The organism is Streptomyces sp. NPDC097595, assembly GCF_044761525.1.
Classification (GTDB): domain Bacteria; phylum Actinomycetota; class Actinomycetes; order Streptomycetales; family Streptomycetaceae; genus Streptomyces; species Streptomyces drozdowiczii_A.
Genome location: NZ_JBIWCN010000001.1, coordinates 337,255 through 355,244, shown reverse-complemented (window position 1 = coordinate 355,244; position 17,990 = coordinate 337,255). Strand labels below are relative to the sequence as shown.

General features: G+C 71.3%; 15 protein-coding genes. 6 read left to right on the top strand and 9 right to left on the bottom strand.

Going from position 1 to position 17,990, the window contains the following annotated elements:
* Positions 1 to 61: 61 nt before the first annotated feature.
* On the bottom strand, positions 62 to 2,140 hold the full coding sequence (locus tag ACIQZN_RS01565) for an alpha-galactosidase (RefSeq protein ID WP_403986732.1): 2,079 nt from the start codon (positions 2,138 to 2,140) through the stop codon (positions 62 to 64).
* A gap of 66 nt (positions 2,141 to 2,206) precedes the next feature.
* Between ACIQZN_RS01565 and ACIQZN_RS01560 the strand changes: the two genes are divergently transcribed.
* Positions 2,207 to 3,457, top strand: coding sequence for an ROK family protein (locus ACIQZN_RS01560; protein ID WP_403986729.1), 1,251 nt, complete (start codon positions 2,207 to 2,209; stop codon positions 3,455 to 3,457).
* A gap of 142 nt (positions 3,458 to 3,599) precedes the next feature.
* Positions 3,600 to 4,574 carry an alpha/beta hydrolase gene (locus ACIQZN_RS01555; RefSeq protein WP_403986726.1) on the top strand — a complete coding sequence of 325 codons (975 nt, stop codon included), beginning with the start codon at positions 3,600 to 3,602 and terminating at the stop codon, positions 4,572 to 4,574.
* 60 nt (positions 4,575 to 4,634) lie between these two features.
* Here the strand turns inward: ACIQZN_RS01555 and ACIQZN_RS01550 are convergent, their stop codons facing one another.
* Complete coding sequence (locus ACIQZN_RS01550; protein ID WP_403986723.1) at positions 4,635 to 6,095, bottom strand: endo-1,4-beta-xylanase; 1,461 nt, start codon at positions 6,093 to 6,095, stop codon at positions 4,635 to 4,637.
* Positions 6,096 to 6,424: 329 nt separating this feature from the next.
* On the opposite strand from ACIQZN_RS01550, the gene ACIQZN_RS01545 reads away from it, so the two are divergent.
* On the top strand, positions 6,425 to 7,057 hold the full coding sequence (locus ACIQZN_RS01545) for a hypothetical protein (RefSeq protein ID WP_403986720.1): 633 nt from the start codon (positions 6,425 to 6,427) through the stop codon (positions 7,055 to 7,057).
* Positions 7,058 to 7,107: 50 nt separating this feature from the next.
* On the opposite strand, the gene ACIQZN_RS01540 is transcribed toward ACIQZN_RS01545, so the two are convergent.
* The 6 genes from ACIQZN_RS01540 to ACIQZN_RS01515 form a co-directional block, all read right to left on the bottom strand.
* Entirely contained in the window at positions 7,108 to 8,766 is a 1,659-nt protein-coding gene (locus ACIQZN_RS01540; protein WP_403986717.1) for a catalase, read from the bottom strand.
* A 122-nt stretch (positions 8,767 to 8,888) separates the two neighbouring features.
* Entirely contained in the window at positions 8,889 to 9,134 is a 246-nt protein-coding gene (locus tag ACIQZN_RS01535; RefSeq protein WP_403986714.1) for a DUF6480 family protein, read from the bottom strand.
* A gap of 85 nt (positions 9,135 to 9,219) precedes the next feature.
* Positions 9,220 to 9,486, bottom strand: coding sequence for a DUF4235 domain-containing protein (locus tag ACIQZN_RS01530; protein ID WP_403986711.1), 267 nt, complete (start codon positions 9,484 to 9,486; stop codon positions 9,220 to 9,222).
* Positions 9,483 to 9,902, bottom strand: a complete 420-nt coding sequence (locus ACIQZN_RS01525; protein ID WP_403987382.1) for a DUF3618 domain-containing protein — start codon at positions 9,900 to 9,902, stop codon at positions 9,483 to 9,485. Before ACIQZN_RS01525 ends, ACIQZN_RS01530 begins: the two co-directional genes overlap by 4 nt.
* Before the next feature lie 42 nt (positions 9,903 to 9,944).
* Positions 9,945 to 10,358 (bottom strand): phage holin family protein, encoded by a 414-nt coding sequence (locus ACIQZN_RS01520; RefSeq protein WP_403986708.1) that lies wholly within the window; start codon positions 10,356 to 10,358, stop codon positions 9,945 to 9,947.
* 220 nt (positions 10,359 to 10,578) lie between these two features.
* Positions 10,579 to 12,129 carry a polysaccharide lyase family 1 protein gene (locus ACIQZN_RS01515; RefSeq protein WP_403986705.1) on the bottom strand — a complete coding sequence of 517 codons (1,551 nt, stop codon included), beginning with the start codon at positions 12,127 to 12,129 and terminating at the stop codon, positions 10,579 to 10,581.
* A gap of 481 nt (positions 12,130 to 12,610) precedes the next feature.
* Between ACIQZN_RS01515 and ACIQZN_RS01510 the strand changes: the two genes are divergently transcribed.
* Both ACIQZN_RS01510 and ACIQZN_RS01505 read left to right on the top strand, forming a co-directional pair.
* On the top strand, positions 12,611 to 13,525 hold the full coding sequence (locus tag ACIQZN_RS01510) for a diiron oxygenase (RefSeq protein WP_403986702.1): 915 nt from the start codon (positions 12,611 to 12,613) through the stop codon (positions 13,523 to 13,525).
* Positions 13,526 to 13,546: 21 nt separating this feature from the next.
* Positions 13,547 to 15,181, top strand: coding sequence for an FAD-dependent oxidoreductase (locus ACIQZN_RS01505; protein ID WP_403986699.1), 1,635 nt, complete (start codon positions 13,547 to 13,549; stop codon positions 15,179 to 15,181).
* Positions 15,182 to 15,192: 11 nt separating this feature from the next.
* Here ACIQZN_RS01505 and ACIQZN_RS01500 read toward each other — a convergent pair whose 3' ends face one another.
* Positions 15,193 to 15,717, bottom strand: a complete 525-nt coding sequence (locus ACIQZN_RS01500; protein WP_403986696.1) for a DoxX family protein — start codon at positions 15,715 to 15,717, stop codon at positions 15,193 to 15,195.
* Between the two features lie 236 nt (positions 15,718 to 15,953).
* Between ACIQZN_RS01500 and ACIQZN_RS01495 the strand changes: the two genes are divergently transcribed.
* Positions 15,954 to 17,969: an FAD-dependent oxidoreductase gene (locus tag ACIQZN_RS01495; protein WP_403986693.1), complete on the top strand. Its 2,016-nt coding sequence runs from the start codon at positions 15,954 to 15,956 to the stop codon at positions 17,967 to 17,969.
* The last annotated feature ends 21 nt before the right edge of the window (positions 17,970 to 17,990 follow it).

Sequence of the window (17,990 nt, the reverse complement as noted above, 5' to 3'; positions counted from 1 at the left end):
ACTCCGTTGTGCGTGGGCCGTACGTGGGTGTGCTGCGTTGTGGGGACCTGGGGCGGCGCGGTCAGTGGGTGCGGACCGCGTGCACGACGAGCGCCGACTCGGGGTGGAGGCGGGGCAGTTCGAGGCCGATGTGCGCGAGGAACTCGCCGGTGAACTCGGCGTGCTCCGCGTACCAACGGGGCGCTCGGCGCAGTCCGCCTGCGGGGGCGGGGGTCCGGGGGCCGACCGGTGTGAGGCGGTAGACGCCTTCCGGGTCGAGGCCGGTGAAGCGGGCCCGGGCCGGGATCTCCGCGCGGGTCGCGGTGAGTTGGACGTACGAGAGGAGCGCCTCGCCGCCGTCGGGGGCGACCACGGCGGTGAGCGAGGCGGCGTCGTCGTCGGGGCTCTCGTGACGGAACAGGCGGCCGGTGTGGAGCAGCGTGCGGTGGCGCTTGTACGCGGCGACCCACTCGGCGAGTTCGGCGCGCTCGGCGTCGGTGGCGGAGGTGATGTCCCACTCGATGCCGAAGTGCCCGAACAGGGCGGTCGCGGCGCGGAAGGCGAGGGTGTGGGTGCGGCCCGTGCTGTGGCAGGTGGTCGGTCCGACGTGTGCGCCGGTCAGTTCCAGCGGCAGCAGGAGGTTGGTGCCCCGCTGGATCTCCTGCCGTTCCAGGGCGTCGTTGCAGTCGGAGGTCCACACGCGGTCGGTGTGTTCCAGGATGCCCAGGTCCATGCGGCCGCCGCCCGACGCGCAGCTCTCGATCTCCACACCGGGGTGGCGCCCGCGCAGCTCGTCCAGGAGCCGGTACGCGGCGGCGGTCTGGGCCCGGACGGCGGCACGGCCCTCGTGGCCCGGCTCGACCAGGTCGCGGTTGTGGTCCCACTTGAGGTAGGCGATGTCGTACGTGGAGAGCAGGGTGTCGAAGCGCTCCAGGAGGTATGCGTACGCCTCCGGCCGGCACAGGTCGAGCACCTGCTGGTTCCGCCAGTCCGGCGGGAGCCGGTCGGCGGCGTGCAGCGCCCAGTCGGGGTGCTCCCGCAGGAGCCGGGAGTCGGGGTTGACCATCTCCGGTTCGCACCACAGGCCGAACTCCATGCCGTGCGCCCGGACATGCTCGATCAGCGGGTCGAGGCCGTCCGGCCACACGTCCGGGTCGACGTACCAGTCGCCAAGACCCGCGGTGTCGTCGCGCCGGCCGAGGAACCAGCCGTCGTCCAGGACGAAGCGCTCGACACCGACCTCCGCCGCGCGCTCGACCAGCGGCAGGAGGCGGCGGGGGTCGTGGTCGAAGTAGGTGGCCTCCCAGTTGTTGAGGACGACGGGGCGCGGCCGGCCCTCGGGGTCGGGGTGGTGGGCGCGGGAACGCAGCCACTCGTGGAACCGGGGTGTGATGCCGTTGAGTCCGGTCCCGGAGTACGCGGCGCAGAGCCAGGGCGTCACGTATTCCTCCCCGGGTGCGAGGGCGCACTCGCCGGGCAGGAGCAGTTCGCCGGTGCCGGTCACGCAGCCGGTGGACGGCATGCGTTCCACGTAATAGCGCTGGTTTCCGCTCCACGCGAGGTGCACCGACCAGACCTCGCCGTCGTCCCAGCCGAAACCGGGGGTGCCGACGGACATCAGGGCGGGGCTGTCGTGGCCCGGGCGGCCCCGGCGGCTCTCCCGCAGATAGGTGCCGTGGCCCAGCGAGTGGCGCTGGGGCTGGCGCTCCTTGGCCCACCGGCCGGTGAAGTCCATGGCCTCCACCGCGCGCGAGGGAATCGGCAGCACCGGTGTCAGCTCGTCCACCTGGTAGATGTCGGTGCCGGTGTTGCGCAGGCCGTGGCGCAGGCGCAGCAGTCCGGAAGGGGTCAGTTCCAGCTCCGCCCGCCACTCCAGCCGGCTGTGCGGGTCCTCGGCGCGGACGGTGATCCGCGCACCGTCGGCGTGGACGGTGCGGGCGTGGGTGAACGACGGCGACCAGGCGGTGCCCGCACGGTGGCCGATGAGACCCGGCCGGCCCTGGTGGACCTGGGCGTTCAGCGGGAGGAGCGAGGTTCCCGTCACCGTGTCGCCCAGGGTCCGGGTGGTGGCCTCGGAGAGTGCTCTCCCCCAGTGCAGGACGCTCCCGTCCGTCTCGTCGACGACCAGGCTCACCCCAGCAGCAGTCAGGTGAACGGACATGTGCGACCACCTCATACTTTTAATTAGACCCTTTTAATAAAACGGACTGCGGTAGGCTTGCAGGCCATGAGGGACGTGTCAAGAGGCGGAGTGGACTCCGCGATGGTGAGGCAGCTCAACGCCTCACGGGTGCTGGCGGTTCTGCGGGCGGCGCCCGAAGAACCCTGGTCCTCCAACGACTTGGTCGAGGAGACGGGCATGTCCCGGCCCACCGTCCTGGCCGCCGCCGATCATCTGGTGGACCTCGGCTGGGTCAGCGGGTCCGTGAGCCGCGCCGCCGCCGGACGCGGCCGTCCTTCCCGCGCGTTCGTCTTCCGCCGTGACGCCGGGTACGTGCTGGGCGTGGACATCGGCGCGCGGACGGTCCGGGTCGCGGTGGCCGACCTGACCGGCCGGGTCGTGGCCGAGGACGAGCACGCGTTCAGCGATCCGGGCATGCCGTCCGGCGAACGTCTTGAGGCGGTGATCGGGACGGCCGCCGGCGCCCTGGAGAGGGCCGGCGTCTCCGGCGAGCGGCTTCTCGCCGTGTGCGCCGGATCGAGCGGCACGGTCGCGGCGGACGGGACGGTCCGCGTCCGCTCCGGCATCCCCGGCTTCGTCGGTGTCAATCTGCCCGAGGCGCTCGGCCGGGTCTTCGACTGCGCCGTCGTCGCGGAGAACGACTGCAATCTCGCCGTCATCGCCGAGCGCTGGCGCGGGGTCGCCTCGGGCTCCGAGAACGTGGTCTGCATGCTCGCGGGCGAACGGCTCGGGGTCGGCATCGTGGTGCACGGCGGCCTGGTGCGCGGCTACGCCGGGGGCGCGGGCGAGCTCGGATTCCTGAGCCTGATGGACGGCTTCACCGCGGCCGAGGGGCTGGCCTCCCGCGCCCGGTCGGAGGGGCGGCGCCGGGTCGCGGCCCTGGCCGCGCGGCACGCGGGCCGCCTCCCCCGCGACACCCCCGGCGCGGTGCTGCACGCCCTGGCGGAGGGCGACGCGGCGCGGGTGGACGCCCCGCTGGTCTTCGAGGCCCTGCGCGCGGGCGACACGGCGGCGCCGGAGTTCCTGGAGCACGTCCTCGGCCCGGCCGCCCGCGCGATCGCGACCGTCGCGCTCCTCCTCGACCCGGAACTCGTCGTGATCGGCGGCGCGGTCGCCGACGCCGGTGATGTGCTGCTGCCCCCGCTCGAAGACATGGTCGCCCGGCTGACCAAGGCTCCTCCGAAGCTGGCCTTCTCCCCCTTGAGCGACCGCGCCGTCGTGCTCGGCGCGGTCCGCCTGGCCCTGGACACGGCACAGGCCAGGTTCCACGATCCGCTGGCACCGGCCCCGGGGTGAGCGCCGCCCCGGCCGCCCGCGTTGCGAAGGGCGGAGTCGGCGCGAACGATGGACGAGGGCCCGATGCCCCAGGCGGGGGGTGCGGTCGCGGCCCGCGCGGTCGCGCGACAGGGCGTGCGTACGCCCATGACTTGGAGCGGACATGACCGATCTTCCTCCTCCGATCACCCCGTACCTGGAACCGGCGGCGAAGGAGCTGTGCGAGGCGACGGACCCGCATCCGCGGATCTACGAGGTCCCGCCGGAGAAGGGCCGGGACATCCTGCTCGGCCTGCAGAGCGACGTGTCCGTCCCCCGTCCCGACGTGGACGAGGAATGGGTCGACGTGGACGCCGGCGAGTGGGGCACGGTCCGCACCCGCATCATCCGGCCCGCCGGGTCCACCGCGCCGCTGCCGGTGGTGTTCTACATCCACGGAGCCGGGTGGGTCTTCGGGGACGAGAAGACCCACGACCGGCTCTTCCGCGAGCTCACGGTGGGTGCCGGGGCGGCCGGCGTCTTCCCGGTCTACGACCGCGCGCCCGAGGCGAAGTACCCCACCCAGGTCGAGCAGAACTACGCCGTGGGGCGGTGGGTCCTGGAGCACGGCGCGGACCACGGCCTGGACACCTCGCGGATCGCCGTCACCGGCGAGTCGGTCGGCGGCTGCATGTCCACCGTGTTCGCGCTGATGAACAAGGAGCGCGGCGGGATCGACCTCAAGGCGCAGGCCCTGCTCTACCCGGTGACCGACGCCGGCTTCGACACCCCCTCGTACCACCAGTTCGCCGAGGGCTACTACCTCACCCGCGACGGCATGAAGTGGTTCTGGGACGCCTACACCTTCGACGCCGCCCAGCGGGCCGAGCACCACGCCTCGCCGCTGCGGGCGTCCCTGGACCAGCTCAAGGGTCTGCCCACCACCCTCGTCATCACCGATGAGGCCGACGTCCTGCGGGACGAGGGCGAGCAGTACGCCAACAAGCTGCGCGAGGCCGGGGTGGACGTGACCTCCGTCCGGGTGGCGGGCATGGTCCACGACTTCCTGCTCCTGGACAGCCTGCGCGACACCCGCGCCGCCAACGTCGCCCGCAAGCTCGCCGTGGACTTCCTCCACGGAGCACTTCACGGCGACTGATCCGGGTGACGGCCCGGCCCCCTCCCCGGACAGGGAGGAGGCCGGCGGCCTGAGGCCGTATCAGGAGGTCAGCGTCCAGCGCTGGTTGCTGCCGTTCCCGCAGGAGTAGAGCTGGATCCTGGTGCCGTTGGCCGTACCGGTGCCCACGGCGTCGAGGCACAGACCGGACTGGACGCCGACGACGGTCCCGTCGGAGTTGAGGCGCCACTTCTGGTTGTCGCCGCCCCAGCAGCTGTAGATCTGGATCCCGGCGCCGTTGCCGGTGCCCCCGGCGTCCAGGCACTTGTTGCCGTAGACCCTCAGCTCACCGGCGGCGGTGTGCTCCCACTTCTGGTTGGCGGCGCCGCCGCAGTCGTACAGCTGGACCGCGGTGCCGTCCGCCGTGGCGGAGTTGGGCACCTCCACGCAACGGCCGGAACCGACGCCCTTGAGCTGCCCGCTCTGCCCGCCCTCCTCGCCGCCGTCGCCGTCGCCGGGGCCGGTGGACGAGCCGCCGTTGAGTGCGTTCAGGACGGAGGTGTACGCGGCCTTCTTGCTGCCGTCGTTGTTGAACAGCAGCGGGGTGTCCCCGGACCGCCAGGAGTCGCTGTCGCGTACGCCCCATACGGTGATCCCGAGGCAGCGCGAGACGGCCAGGCAGTCGTTGGTGACACTCGCGTACGTCGAGGCCGAGGCGCCCTGGATGTCGAGCTCGGTGATGGCCACGTCCACGCCGAGGGCGGCGAAGTTCTGGAGCGTGGTGCGGAAGTTGCTGTTGTACGGGCTGCCGCTGTTGAAGTGCGACTGGAAGCCGACGCAGTCGATCGGCACACCGCGCTGCTTGAAGTCCTTGACCATGGTGTACATCGCCTGGGTCTTCGCCCAGGTCCAGTTCTCGACGTTGTAGTCGTTGTAGCAGAGCTTGGCGCCCGGGTCGGCGGCGCGCGCGGCGCGGAACGCGGCCTCGATCCAGTCGTTGCCGGTGCGCTGGAGGTTGGAGTCGCGGCGAGCGCCCGAACTGCCGTCGGCGAAGGCCTCGTTCACGACGTCCCACTGGGCGATCTTGCCCTTGTAGTGGCCCATCACACCGTTGATGTGGTCGATCATCGCCTGGCGCAGCGTGCTGCCGCTGAGGCTCTGCATCCAGCCGGGCTGCTGGGAGTGCCAGGCGAGGGTGTGGCCGCGTACCTTCTTGCCGTTCTGCACCGCCCAGTTGTACACGCGGTCGGCGTTGGTGAAGGTGAACTGCCCCCGCTGCGGCTCGGTCGCGTCGATCTTCATCTCGTTCTCGGCGGTCACCATGTTGAACTCGCGCGCGGCGATGGAGGTGTACGCCGAGTCGCCGAGCTTGCCCGAGGCGATGGCGGTGCCGAAGTACCGCCCGCTCTGCGCCGCGGCGGCACCGAGCGTGGTCTCGGCGGCGTGCGCGTCCGACGGTGCGACCAGTGCGGCGGACGCGCCCAGCACGCCGACGAGCAGCGCCGGGAGCAGTGCGCGGAGCGGCCGGCTGAGAGCGGATCTCGGAAGGGCGTAGGAGCCCATGGCTGTGCCTCCTCGGTAGGGGAATCGCGGAAGAGCCGAAGCGCGGCGGGCCGCGTGGCCCGCTCAGGAACGGATGATTGAGGTTTTGACCGTGGATCGTCAATACTTCGGTCAAAGAATGTTTCTGATTCTCAGTCGAAATATTTCGAAACACCGTGGGGCCGATTCTCAAGGGCAGAATCTCGTGTGATCTTGAAAGCCGACACTGTTTTTCATAGCTGTCGGCACAGCCCATCGAGCACCCGTCGAAATATTTCGATTCCCGCGCGGGAACCCGTGCGTCATACAGTGGACGCGCACGTCGCGTGCACGGAACATCGGGGGAACTGATGCGCGGAAACAGGAAGTTGTACGCGCTGGGGCTGGCCGTCGCGGCCGCTCTGGCCACCACGGCGTGCGAGCCGAGCGAGGGCGACGGAGACGCCGGCGGTGCGGCCAGTCCGTCCGCGAGCGCGCCGGCGAGTGCACCGGCGAGTCCGTCGGCTGCCGCGTCCCGGCCCAATTACGGGAGCGGGTGGCAGTACGAGGACCGGCAGACGCCGCCCGAGGGGTCGGTGTGCGACCACGGGGGCCAAGGGCCCTACGGCTCGGTCGAGTCCGTCAGCTGGGGCGGCGAGAGCCCGACGATGATCGGCCTGGTCTTCGGCATGTACGAGTGCGACGGCTCCGACTTCACGTTCCGGCCGACCAGCGCGACCGGGGCGGCGACGCAGGTGCGGATCGACACCCGGAACCTGAAGGTGGTGCTGGACGGCGCACTCGCGAAGGACATCGGGACGAAGACACCGTCCGCCGACCTGTTCCTCGACAGCATGGCCGCCATGCAGGAAAACGGGCAGCTCAAGGGCCGTCAGGCGCCCCAGTTCTACTTCCGGACGGATGTGCCGGACAGCGATCCGAACTCGATGCCCGACGAGGAGCACGAGTTGATCTACCTGTACCAGATCGTCGGCGCCAAGTAGGCGGAGGAGGCCGGCCCTCCCGCGGCGGGTGCGCAGGAGGGCCGGTCGCGTCAGCGGGTGACGACGTGGCGCTCGTCGGGGACGCAGTGGGTCATCGTCAGGCCGGTGACATCGCGCGGCGGGTTGTCGCCGAGGCGGCTGAGGCGCTCGCGGTCCTCGTCGGTGAGGGTCTGGCCGGGCAGCGGCTCCATGCCCTTGACGTCCGCGGGGGTGATGCGGAGCCCTTCGCCGATCCTGGTGCCCAGTTCGTTCTCCACGAGCAGGAAGTGCCAGACCATCCGCTCCTGGACCGGCCGGTCGCACTGCGAGAGCAGGTCGACGAGGTTGTGCACGAGGTCGTCGCGCTCCCACTGCTCCATCAGGAGGTAGCGCTGCCCGGCCTGGAGGTAATCGTTGGTCCGGGGGATGCGCTTGCGGGTGAGCCGGCCGCGCACCTCGGGGCCCACCTCGTCGTGCGTAGGGTAGTGCGCCTCGCGCAGACCGCCCGTGATGGACGGCTCGTAGTTGACGATCGGATTCCCGCCGCCGCCGTCCACGTGATACGTCATCAGGCCGTCGCGCTGGTTGGTGCGCACGGTGGCGTTCTTGGCCTGGTTGACCGGCAGTTGCAGGTAGTTGGGCCCGACGCGGTAGCGCTGGGTGTCGCTGTACGAGAAGGTGCGGCCCACCAGCATCTTGTCGTCGGAGAAGTCCAGCCCGTCCACCAGCACCCCGGTGCCGAAGGAGATCTGGTCGTTCTCCGCGAAGTAGTTCTCCGGCATCCGGTCGAGGACCATCCGGCCCACCGCCCTGGGCGGGAAGTCCTGCTCGGGCCATGTCTTGGTGTCGTCCAGCGGGTCGAAGTCCAGCTCCGGGTGGTCGTGGTCGTCCATCAGCTGGACGAGCAGTTCCCACTCCGGGTGGGCCCCGCGTCCCACCGCCTCGTACAGGTCCTTCGTGGCGTGGCCGAGGCCGTCGGCCTGGACGTTGGCCGCGTCCTCCTCGGTCATGCTGCGCACGCCCGCCTTGGGCATCCAGTGGTACTTCACCAGGAAGGACTCACCGGACTCGTTGACCCACTTGTAGGTGTTGACGCCGAAGCCCTGCATATGGCGGTAGTCCGCCGGGATGCCGCGCGGGCTGAACAGGTTGACCAGCATGTGCATGGACTCGGGCGTCTGCGACATGAAGTCGAAGATCCGCCGGGGCTGCTGCTCGAACGTGACGGGGTCCGGCTTGAGCGCGTGGATCACATCGGGGAACTTGATCGCGTCCCGGATGAAGAAGATCCCCAGGTTGTTGCCGACGAGGTCCCAGTTGCCGTCCTCGGTGTAGAACTTCACCGCGAAACCGCGCGGGTCGCGTGCCGCCTCGGAGGAATCCCGGCCACCGATCACCGTCGAGAAGCGCACCGCGAGGTCCGTGCGCTTGCCGCGCTCCTGGAAGAGCTTGGCCCGGGTGAAGCGGGCGATGGGCTCGTCGCCGAAGGCACCGTACGCCTCGAAGTATCCGTACGCGGTGACGCCCCGGGCGTGCACGACGCGCTCGGGGATCCGCTCGCGGTCGAAGTGGCTGATCTTCTCCAGGAACTGGTAGTTCTCCAGCGTGGCCGGGCCGCGGGCGCCGACGGTGCGCTGGTTCTGGTTGTCGTAGACGGGATGGCCCTGCCGGTTGGTGAGCGTCTCGCGCTCGTCACCGGCGGCGGGGCCCCTGCTGGATACGTCCGTCACGTGCGTCGACTCCTTCGGAACGTGTACGTATGCGCCTGTTCCTCAAGCTATGCGAGGTTTACGCACCCGGCAGGGCGGGCCGCCCGGGCGGAATCGGCTGTTCGGGTCGCCCCTCGCCCGCGTCAGAGCAGCAGGATGATCGCGTACACGAGGAAGAACGCCGCGACGAGCAGCGTCACGCAGATGATCAGCGCCATCGGGGCCTTCGCCCAGCCCTTCGGCGGGTTGTACGTGATGTCCCGGGGCCCCGCCCCCGACAGGCCGCTCTCGGCGGGCGGGGTCTCCCCGGGCGGCACCGCACGGCGGGGCTCCGGTCCTGTGGTCTCGCGGGGTTCCGGATCGGGGTCCGGGGGCTGCGAAGGAGTCATGTGATCCACGTTCCCCGATGACCGCCGGGTTCGCCCGCCAGCGGCCGGCGCCGGTGATCCGGCGCCGGCCCGCTCCCTCGCCGCGTCAGCCCGGCCAGCTGCCCGTGAGGCGGCGGGCGGTCACCGCGCCGGAACGCTCTATCGCCGCCTTGACCACGGCGAAGATCGCGCCTTGGACGGCCGCGGCGAGCAGGATCTCCCGCCAGCGTCGGTCCTCGTCCATGGCGTCGGGGGCGTCGCCCTCGCCCTCGACGACCTTCCACACCTGCTTGAACGCCATGCCCGCAAGCATGCCGCCGACGGCGCCGAGGACGAGCCCGACCGGCTTGTAGGCGATCTTGGCCGCGTTCACCGACGGTGGCTCCGGCTGCGGCGGACCAGGAGGACGGCGGCGATCAGGGCACCGGCCGCGAGCAGCGGGGTGCGGTTGGCCCGGGCCGCGGTGGCGGCCTGGCCGGCGGTCTCGCGCAGGGGCTCGGGCGCCTTGTCCGCCGCGTACTGTCCGGCCTTGGCCGCGCTCTCGCGTACCTGGGCGGCGGCCTGGGCCGTCTTCTCCAGGACGGGGTCGGGCGTGCGCTCCTTCAGCTTCTGGGCGACCATCGCCGCCTTGTCACGCACCTGGCCGGTGGCCAGGGCGGCCTTCTCCGCGGTCTGCTGCTTCACAGCGGTCGTCCTCTCCTTCGCCTGCGCCTTGATGTCGGCCTTGGCGGCCAGCGCCTCGACGGTCATCCCGAGTTCGTCACGGGTGTGCTCGACCTGCCTGCGCAGGTCCTCGGGGGTGGGGTTGCCGTTATCGGTCCTGTGTGTCGCTCATCGGTGTGCCTTTTCCTTGATCTCTGCCACATCGGCCTTGACGCTGTCGATGGTCTGCTCGGGTGCCGGCGTCCCGGCCTCGGTGATCTGCCGCTTCCCCGCCAGGGCTGCGACGGCTGCCGCGGCCGCCAGTACCGCCGTGACGACGAGGGCCGCCGCCCACCCCGGCAGCACCAGTGCGAGGGCGACGATGCATGTCGCCACCAGGGCCTGGGCCGTCAGGAAGCCCAGCAGGCCGGCGGCGCCGAAGAGGCCGCCGCCCCTGCCGTACCGCTTGCCCTTCTCGGTCATCTCCACCCGGGCGAGCCGCATCTCCTCCCGGACCAGCTCCGAGATCTGCCGCGAGGCACGCGAGACCAGTACGTTCACCGACTCGTCGGCGCCGTGGGCCTGACGCTCCATGGTGCTCATACGAGGTCACCTTGCCTTCCTCGATCGTCCGAATCGCGGGCCGCGCCCATCCGTCCGGCGCAGCGGCGCGTGTGTCGGTCCCAGCACGCGTACCCGGTGATCGGCAGCACACCCCTGGCGACCGCTGCTCCGTCCGACGACGGCCGGGCGGCGCCCGGACACGCAAGGGGCCGGTCCGGGGAGGGTGGTGCTCCCCGGACCGGCCCGGCTGTGCGGGAGGCTAGCCCGCGTACGTCTCGAACTCGGCGATCCTCGGTGTGCCGCTGGCCGACGTGATCTCGAAGGTGAGCTTGCGCAGCGAGGTGGCCGGGATGGTGATCGCGCCCGCGCCGCTGCCGGTCTTGAGGACCGCGCCGGTGTCGGCGTTCAGCAGGCGCCAGGAGCCGGTCACGCCCTGGGCGCCCGCGGCCTCGCGGATGGTGACGGCGGAGACGGTGGTGGCGGAGCCCCACTTCACGGAGACGGAGCCGGTCGAGCCGGCCGGGGACCAGTAGGTGCTCAGGTCACCGTCGCGCACGTTGCCGTAGCTGGTGCCGCTCGCCTTGCTGGAGCCGTCGGCCCCGGCGCCGAGGCTGAGGTTGGTGCCGGGGGGCGTGGTCGGGTCGGTGGGATCGGTCGGGTCCGTGGGATCCGTGGGATCGGTCGGGTCGGTCGGGTTCGTCGTGGAGCAGTTGCCGTCCGAGACCTTGAGTCCCTTGTTGGCGCCCGCCGTGCTGGTCACGATGGCGGGCACGCAGGAGGAGGCGTCGAGGGTGTAGGCGTACGGGATGCTCACCGTGGTGTTGGACTGCGGGTTCGGTCCGGCGGGGTGGTTCTCGGTGCCGGGCGAGGACCAGGTGACGTTGTCGAAGGTGTTGCCGCTGACCTGCCAGTACCCGGTGGTGTCGGTGTAGAAGGTACCGAGGACGTCCTTGGAGTCCTTGAAGTAGTTGTTGTCCACCTTGGCGTGGGCGCCGGCCCGGGAGTTGATCCCGGACTTGTTCAGCTTCACGTAGTAGTTGTTGTAGATGTGGGCGGTCCCGCCGCGCAGCAGCGGTGTGCGGGAGTCGACGTTCTCGTACAGGTTGTGGTGGAACGTGACGTAGCCGTTGTCGAGCTGGGTCTCGCTGGACCCGATGAGGCCGCCCCGGCCGGAGTTGCGCAGGGTGCTGTACGACAGCGTCACGTACTGGGTGTTGTCCTTCATGTCGAAGAGGCCGTCGAACCCGTCGTCCTCGCCGCCGGACGCCTCCAGGGTGGCGTGGTCGACCCAGACGTTGCGGACGTCGCTCTCCATGCCGATGGCGTCGCCGCCGTTGGAGGTGGGCGAGCCGGACTTCTTGACGTTCTTGACGGTCACGTTCTGGATGATGATGTTGCTGGACTGGCGTATGTGGATGCCCAGTTGGTCGAAGACGGCACCGCTGCCGACGCCGACGATGGTGACGTTGCTGATCTGCTTGAGCTCGATGACACCGGCCGCCGTGTTGCAGCTGTCGCCGGACACCTTGGCGGTGTTGGCGTGGTTGATGGTGCCCTCGACCTCGATGGTGATCGGGGTGCTGCTACTGGCCCGGCCGCACAGGGCCTGGTGGATCTGGGTCCCGGTGGTGGCCCGTACGGTCTGTCCGCCCGCGCCCCCGGTGGTGCCGCCGTTCTGGCTCGCGTAGCCGGTGGCGCCGCCCGCGACGGCGGCGGATGCCTCGGGCATCGTCAGCACCGCTCCGGCCGCGGCCGCCAGGGCCATCGTGGACAGCGCCGCAGAAAGTCTCAGTGCGACTGGTCGCCTCATGTTCGTTCCCATTCGTCGAAGAGAGATGGAAAGCGCTTTCTGGATGGCGAGGATAGGGGCGTCAAGACCCGCCGTACAAGTATGTGAACGCGAAAAGATGGCGCTTTCTTGATTTGCGCACGTCAAGCTCAGTGCGCGACCCGGATGTTACGGGCTCAACCGGGGCATCACCTCGGAGCACTCCGGCGAGAACGGCGGCGGTCCGGTTGACGCTGACGTTCCCCCGGGCCCCGATCCGTGGACAAGACTCCCCGCAGCCCCACGCCAACACCACGGGCACGCCCGCACCGTGGAGAGAACGTACGAATTTCCTACGCGGGGGTAGTGAGCGCGCGGCTCTTGCTATACCTTCCGTCTAACAGCTTGCTAGACGTCGCGTCTAACAAGCGAGGGCGGTGTCCGAGGCCGGCGATCTCATCGGGCGGTACACGATGAGGGCCGGACGGCGCCGGGTCGATCTCTCGAGTCAAGGAGCCGCAGCATGGCAAGCAGCACCGTTCGGCCGGAGGACCAGGACCGGGCCGCCGAGCAGGACGTCGCCCGGCGCCTGCTCGATTCGTCCGCGAAACTCTCGTACGACCCGGCCACCGAAGTGGACTGGGACACCCCTCTGGACACGGACCACCACGGGGCCAGCCCCGAGTGGAGCACGCTCTACGCCACCGCGTACTGGGGCGAACTGACGGAGGCTCAGCGCAAGGCGCTGACGCGCCAGGAGGCCGCTTCGGTCGCCAGCACCGGCATCTGGTTCGAGATGATCCTCCAGCAGATGGTGCTGCGCGACATGTACGCCAAGGACCCGACCGACCCGCGCTTCCAGTGGGCTCTGACCGAGGTCGCCGACGAGTGCCGGCACTCGATCATGTTCGCCCGGGGCGCGGCGAAGCTGGGCGCACCGGCGTACCGGCCGCGCCGCCCGGTGCTCGAACTGGGCCGCGCCTTCAAGACCCTGGCCTTCGGCGAGGCGGCGTACGCGGCGATCCTCGTGGCGGAGGAGGTGCTCGACGTGATGCAGCGCGACTGGATGCGCGACGAGCGCGTCGCGCCGTTCGTCCGCACGATCAACAACATCCATGTGGTGGAGGAGTCGCGCCACATGAAGTTCGCCCGCGACGAGACCCGCAAGCGCCTGCGCGACGCGGGCCCGGTGCGCCGCCACCTCAACGCGTTCGTCGTCGCCATCGCCTCGTACTACATCGTCACCAGCATGGTGAACCGGGACGTCTACGCGAACGCCGGCCTGGACGCCGCGCGAGCGAGGGCCGAGGCGAAGGCCAACGAGCACCACAAGTCCCTGATGCGGTCGAGCTGTTCGGGGCTCATGGAGTTCCTGGCCTCGGCGCGTCTGCTGACGAAGCCGGCCCTGTTCTTCTACAAGCGCGCCCACCTGATCTGACCCGAGCCGAGAGCCCGAGCCATGACCTACGCCATCACCCAGACCTGCTGCAACGACGCCACCTGTGTCGCCGTGTGCCCCGTCAACTGCATCCATCCGACGCCCGGGGAACGGGACTTCGGGCGTACGGAGATGCTGTACGTCGACCCGGAGACCTGCATCGACTGCGGGGCGTGCGCCGACGCCTGCCCGGTGGACGCGATCTTCCCGGTGGACAGCCTCTTCGGGGCGCGCGAGGAGTACGCCGCGATCAACGCGGCCTACTACGCGGACCGGGAGCCGGAGCCCGCCGCCGGGCCCAACTTCCATGCCTGGGGCGCCCCTTCGTTCGCGCGCAGCCTGCCGTCCGACTTCGCGCCGATCCGGGTCGTGGTCGTCGGCACCGGGCCCGCCGGGATGTACGCGGCCGAGGACCTGCTGCTGCACACCAACGCCGAGGTGACCCTGATCGACCGGCTTCCGGTGGCCGGCGGGCTCGTCCGGTACGGCGTCGCGCCGGACCATCCGGCGACGAAGGGGGTCGGCGAGACCTTCGCACGGTTCCACGCCCACCCCAGGGTGCGGATGCACCTCGGCGTCGAGGTCGGTACGCACGTCTCCGCCGAGGAACTGGCGGCGCACCACGACGCGGTGATCTACGCGGTCGGGGCGGGCGCCGACCGCCGGCTCTCGATCCCGGGCGAGGACCTGCCGTCGAGCATCGCGGCGACCTCGTTCGTCTCCTGGTACAACGCGCACCCGGAGGTGGCGCCGGACGCGGTGGACCTGTCGCGGGCCGAGCGGGTGGTCGTCGCGGGGAACGGCAATGTGGCGCTCGACGTGGCGCGCATCCTCGTCGCGGACCCGGCGGGGCTCGCGGGCACCGACATCGCCGACCACGCGCTCGCCGCCCTGCGCGGCTCCGGGGTGCGCGAGGTCGTGCTGCTCGGGCGGCGCGGCCCACAGGACGCCGCCTGCACCTCGTCCGAGTTGCTCGCCCTCAAGCATCTTCCGGGTGTGGAGCTGGTGGTGGACGACCACGATCCGCGTATCGGCCCCGCGATCGAGGGCGCGGCGTCCGGGAGCGCGGCCGCCGTGCTGCGGGGCGTGCGCCGGGAGTCCGTGGACTGGGCGCGCCCGCCGGCCGAGGGGCGCCGCATCGTGCTCCGCTTCCACTCGGCGCCCGTGGAGATCACCGGCCGGGACGATGTGGAGGGCGTCCGGGTCTCGGCGGCCGGGGGCGAGTCCGCGATACCGGCGCAGTTGTTCCTGCGGGCCATCGGCTACCGGGGCCTCGCGGTGCCCGGCCTGCCCTTCGACGAGGCGAGCGGCACGGTGCCGCACGAGGGCGGCCGGGTGGCCGGTCTGCCCGGGACGTATGTCGTGGGCTGGATCAAGCGGGGGCCCTCCGGTGGCATCGGCGCCAACCGCACCTGCGCCGCCGAGACGGTCGGCACGCTGCTCGCGGACGCGGTAGCCGGTGCGCTGCCCTCCCCGGCCCACCCGGCCAAGGCGTTCGGCCGCCTGGTCCGGGGCCGCGCCCGCCAAGTGGTCGACGCACGCGGCCTGGCCGCGATCGACCGGGCCGAACGGGCGCGGGGCCGGGACGGGGGCCGCCCCAGGGTGAAGTTCGGCACGGTCCCGGAACTGGTCGCGGCGTCGAAGGGGCGCCGCTGAGGGGTACCCCCTCAGAACTCCTCCGGCTCCGGCATCTGGGCCCGGGCCCGCCTGCCGACCACCGCCGCGGCCGCCGCCGCGCTGCCCGCGAAGGCCAGGGCGACCATCCACGGCTGGTCGAACACGTGCCCGGTCGCGTGGTCGACGGAGTAGCGGCCGGGGCCGGTCAGGCCGATCGCGGCGGCGGTGAAGCCGAGGAACGCCGGGTATTCGTAGCCGCCGCCCTGCGCGAAGAAGCCCGCGGGGGCGTGGACGGCCACCGCGCCCGCCATCGCACCGGCCGCCGCGGCCCCGGCGGCCGGTGTGGCGAGGCCGAGGGCCAGGAGCACGCCGCCGCCCGCCTCGCCGAGCCCGGCGGCGAGCGCGCTGTGCTTGGGCGGATGGAAGCCCATCGCCTCCATCGCGGCGGTGGTCCCCTCGACTCCCCCGCCGCTGAACCAGCCGAAGAGCTTCTGGGCGCCGTGCGCGGCGAGCACCGCGCCGGTGCCGGCGCGCAGGACGAGCAGACCGAGGTCGTGACGGTTGACGCAGCCCATGGGGGTCTCCGGTGGGTTGTTCCGGGCCCCGCCCGGACGACGCGGGCCCCTCGATTCCGTACGTCCCCACTCTCCGCGCCCCGCGCGACACGCGAACCGTGGTGCTACTCCATCCGGGCGACTCACCCCGGGGCGTGAGCCGTGACACAGTGCGACGAACGCCATTGTGCAACTTGTTGCAAAATGGCGCGGCGGTGGTCTAGAACTGGGGCGACGCCACACGGAGGAGCCACCGCATGAGCCCGTATCCGCACCTTCTGAGCCCGCTCGACCTCGGGTTCACCACCCTGCCGAACAGGGTCCTGATGGGGTCGATGCACGTCGGTCTGGAGGAGGTCGAGAACGGCTTCGAGCGCATGGCCGCCTTCTACGCCGAGCGCGCCCGGGGCGGCGTCGGCCTCATGGTCACCGGCGGCATCGCACCCAACGAGCGCGGCTGCACGTTCCCCGGCGGGGCGAAGATGACCACCGAGGCGGAGGCGGCCGAGCACGCCCGGGTGACCTCCGCGGTGCACGAGGCGGGCGGCCGGATCGCCATGCAGATCCTGCATTTCGGCCGGTACGCGCACCACCCGGACCTGGTGGCGCCGAGCGCGCTCCAGGCGCCGATCAGCGCGTTCACCCCGCACGCCCTGACCGACGACGAGGTCGAGGCGACGATCGAGGACTTCGCGACGGCGGCGGCGCTGGCCCGGAGCGCGGGGTACGACGGCGTCGAGATCATGGGCTCCGAGGGCTATCTGATCAACGAGTTCATCGCCTCGGCGACCAATCACCGCGAGGACCGCTGGGGCGGCTCGTACGAGAACCGCATCCGCTTCCCCGTCGAGATCGTGCGCCGGGTCCGCGAGCGGGTGGGCGACGACTTCATCATCATCTACCGGCTCTCGATGCTGGACCTGGTGCCCGGCGGCTCCTCCCTGGAGGAGGTCGTGCACCTCGCCCGGGAGATCGAGGCGGCCGGTGCGACGATCATCAACACCGGCATCGGCTGGCACGAGGCCCGCATCCCCACCATCGCGACCTCGGTGCCCCGGGCCGCGTTCACCTGGGTCACCGAGAAGGTACGCGGGGCGGTCTCCGTACCGCTGGTGACGAGCAACCGCATCAACACTCCCGAGGTGGCCGAGCAGGTGCTCGCGTCGGGCCGTGCGGACATGGTGTCGATGGCCCGGCCGTTCCTCGCCGACCCGGACTTCGTCGCGAAGGCGGCGGCGGGCCGCGCGGACGCGATCAACACCTGCATCGGCTGCAACCAGGCGTGCCTGGACCACATCTTCAGCGGCAAGGTCACCTCCTGCCTGGTCAATCCGCGCGCCTGCCACGAGACGGAACTCGTCCTGTCGCCGACCCGCACCCGCAAGCGCGTCGCCGTCGTCGGCGCCGGGCCCGCCGGTCTCGCCTGCGCGGTCACCGCCGCCGAACGCGGCCACGAGGTGACGCTCTTCGACGCGGCCGAGGAGATCGGCGGGCAGCTGAACGTGGCCCGCCGGGTGCCCGGCAAGGAGGAGTTCAACGAGACGCTGCGCTACTTCCGCACCCGGCTCGCGGAGGAGGAGGTCGGCCTGCGGCTGGGCACCCCGGTCGGCGCCGGGGACCTCGACGGCTACGACGAGGTCGTGCTGGCCACCGGGGTCATGCCCCGCACGCCCGCGATCCCCGGGATCGACCACCCGAGCGTCGTCAGCTACCTGGACGTGCTGCGCCACGGCGCGCCGGTCGGCGACCGGGTCGCGCTCGTCGGGGCGGGCGGGATCGGCTTCGACGTGGCGGAGTTCCTGACGGACGGCGGCGAGGAGGCGAGCCTCGACCCGGAGGTGTTCTTCCGGCAGTGGGGCGTCGACACCGGCTACCGCGAGCGCGGCGGCCTCGCGGCCCCGGAGCGCCCGAAGACCGCGCGCACCGTCCATCTGCTCCAGCGCAAGACCAGCAAGGTCGGCGCGGGCCTCGGCAAGACCACCGGCTGGATCCACCGCACCGAGCTCCGCCACCGCGGGGTCTCGATGACGGCGGGCGTCACCTACGACCGGATCGACGACGAGGGCCTGCACATCACGGTCGGCGAGGAGCGGCACGTACTGCCGGTCGACACGATCGTGCTGTGCGCCGGACAGGACCCGCGCCGGGACCTGTACGAGGAGCTGCTCGCCGCCGGCCGCGAAGCGCACCTGATCGGGGGCGCCGACGTCGCGGCCGAACTGGACGCCAAGCGCGCGATCCGCCAGGGCACGGAGCTCGCCGCCGCCCTCTGAACCGGACGGCCGGGCCCGCCC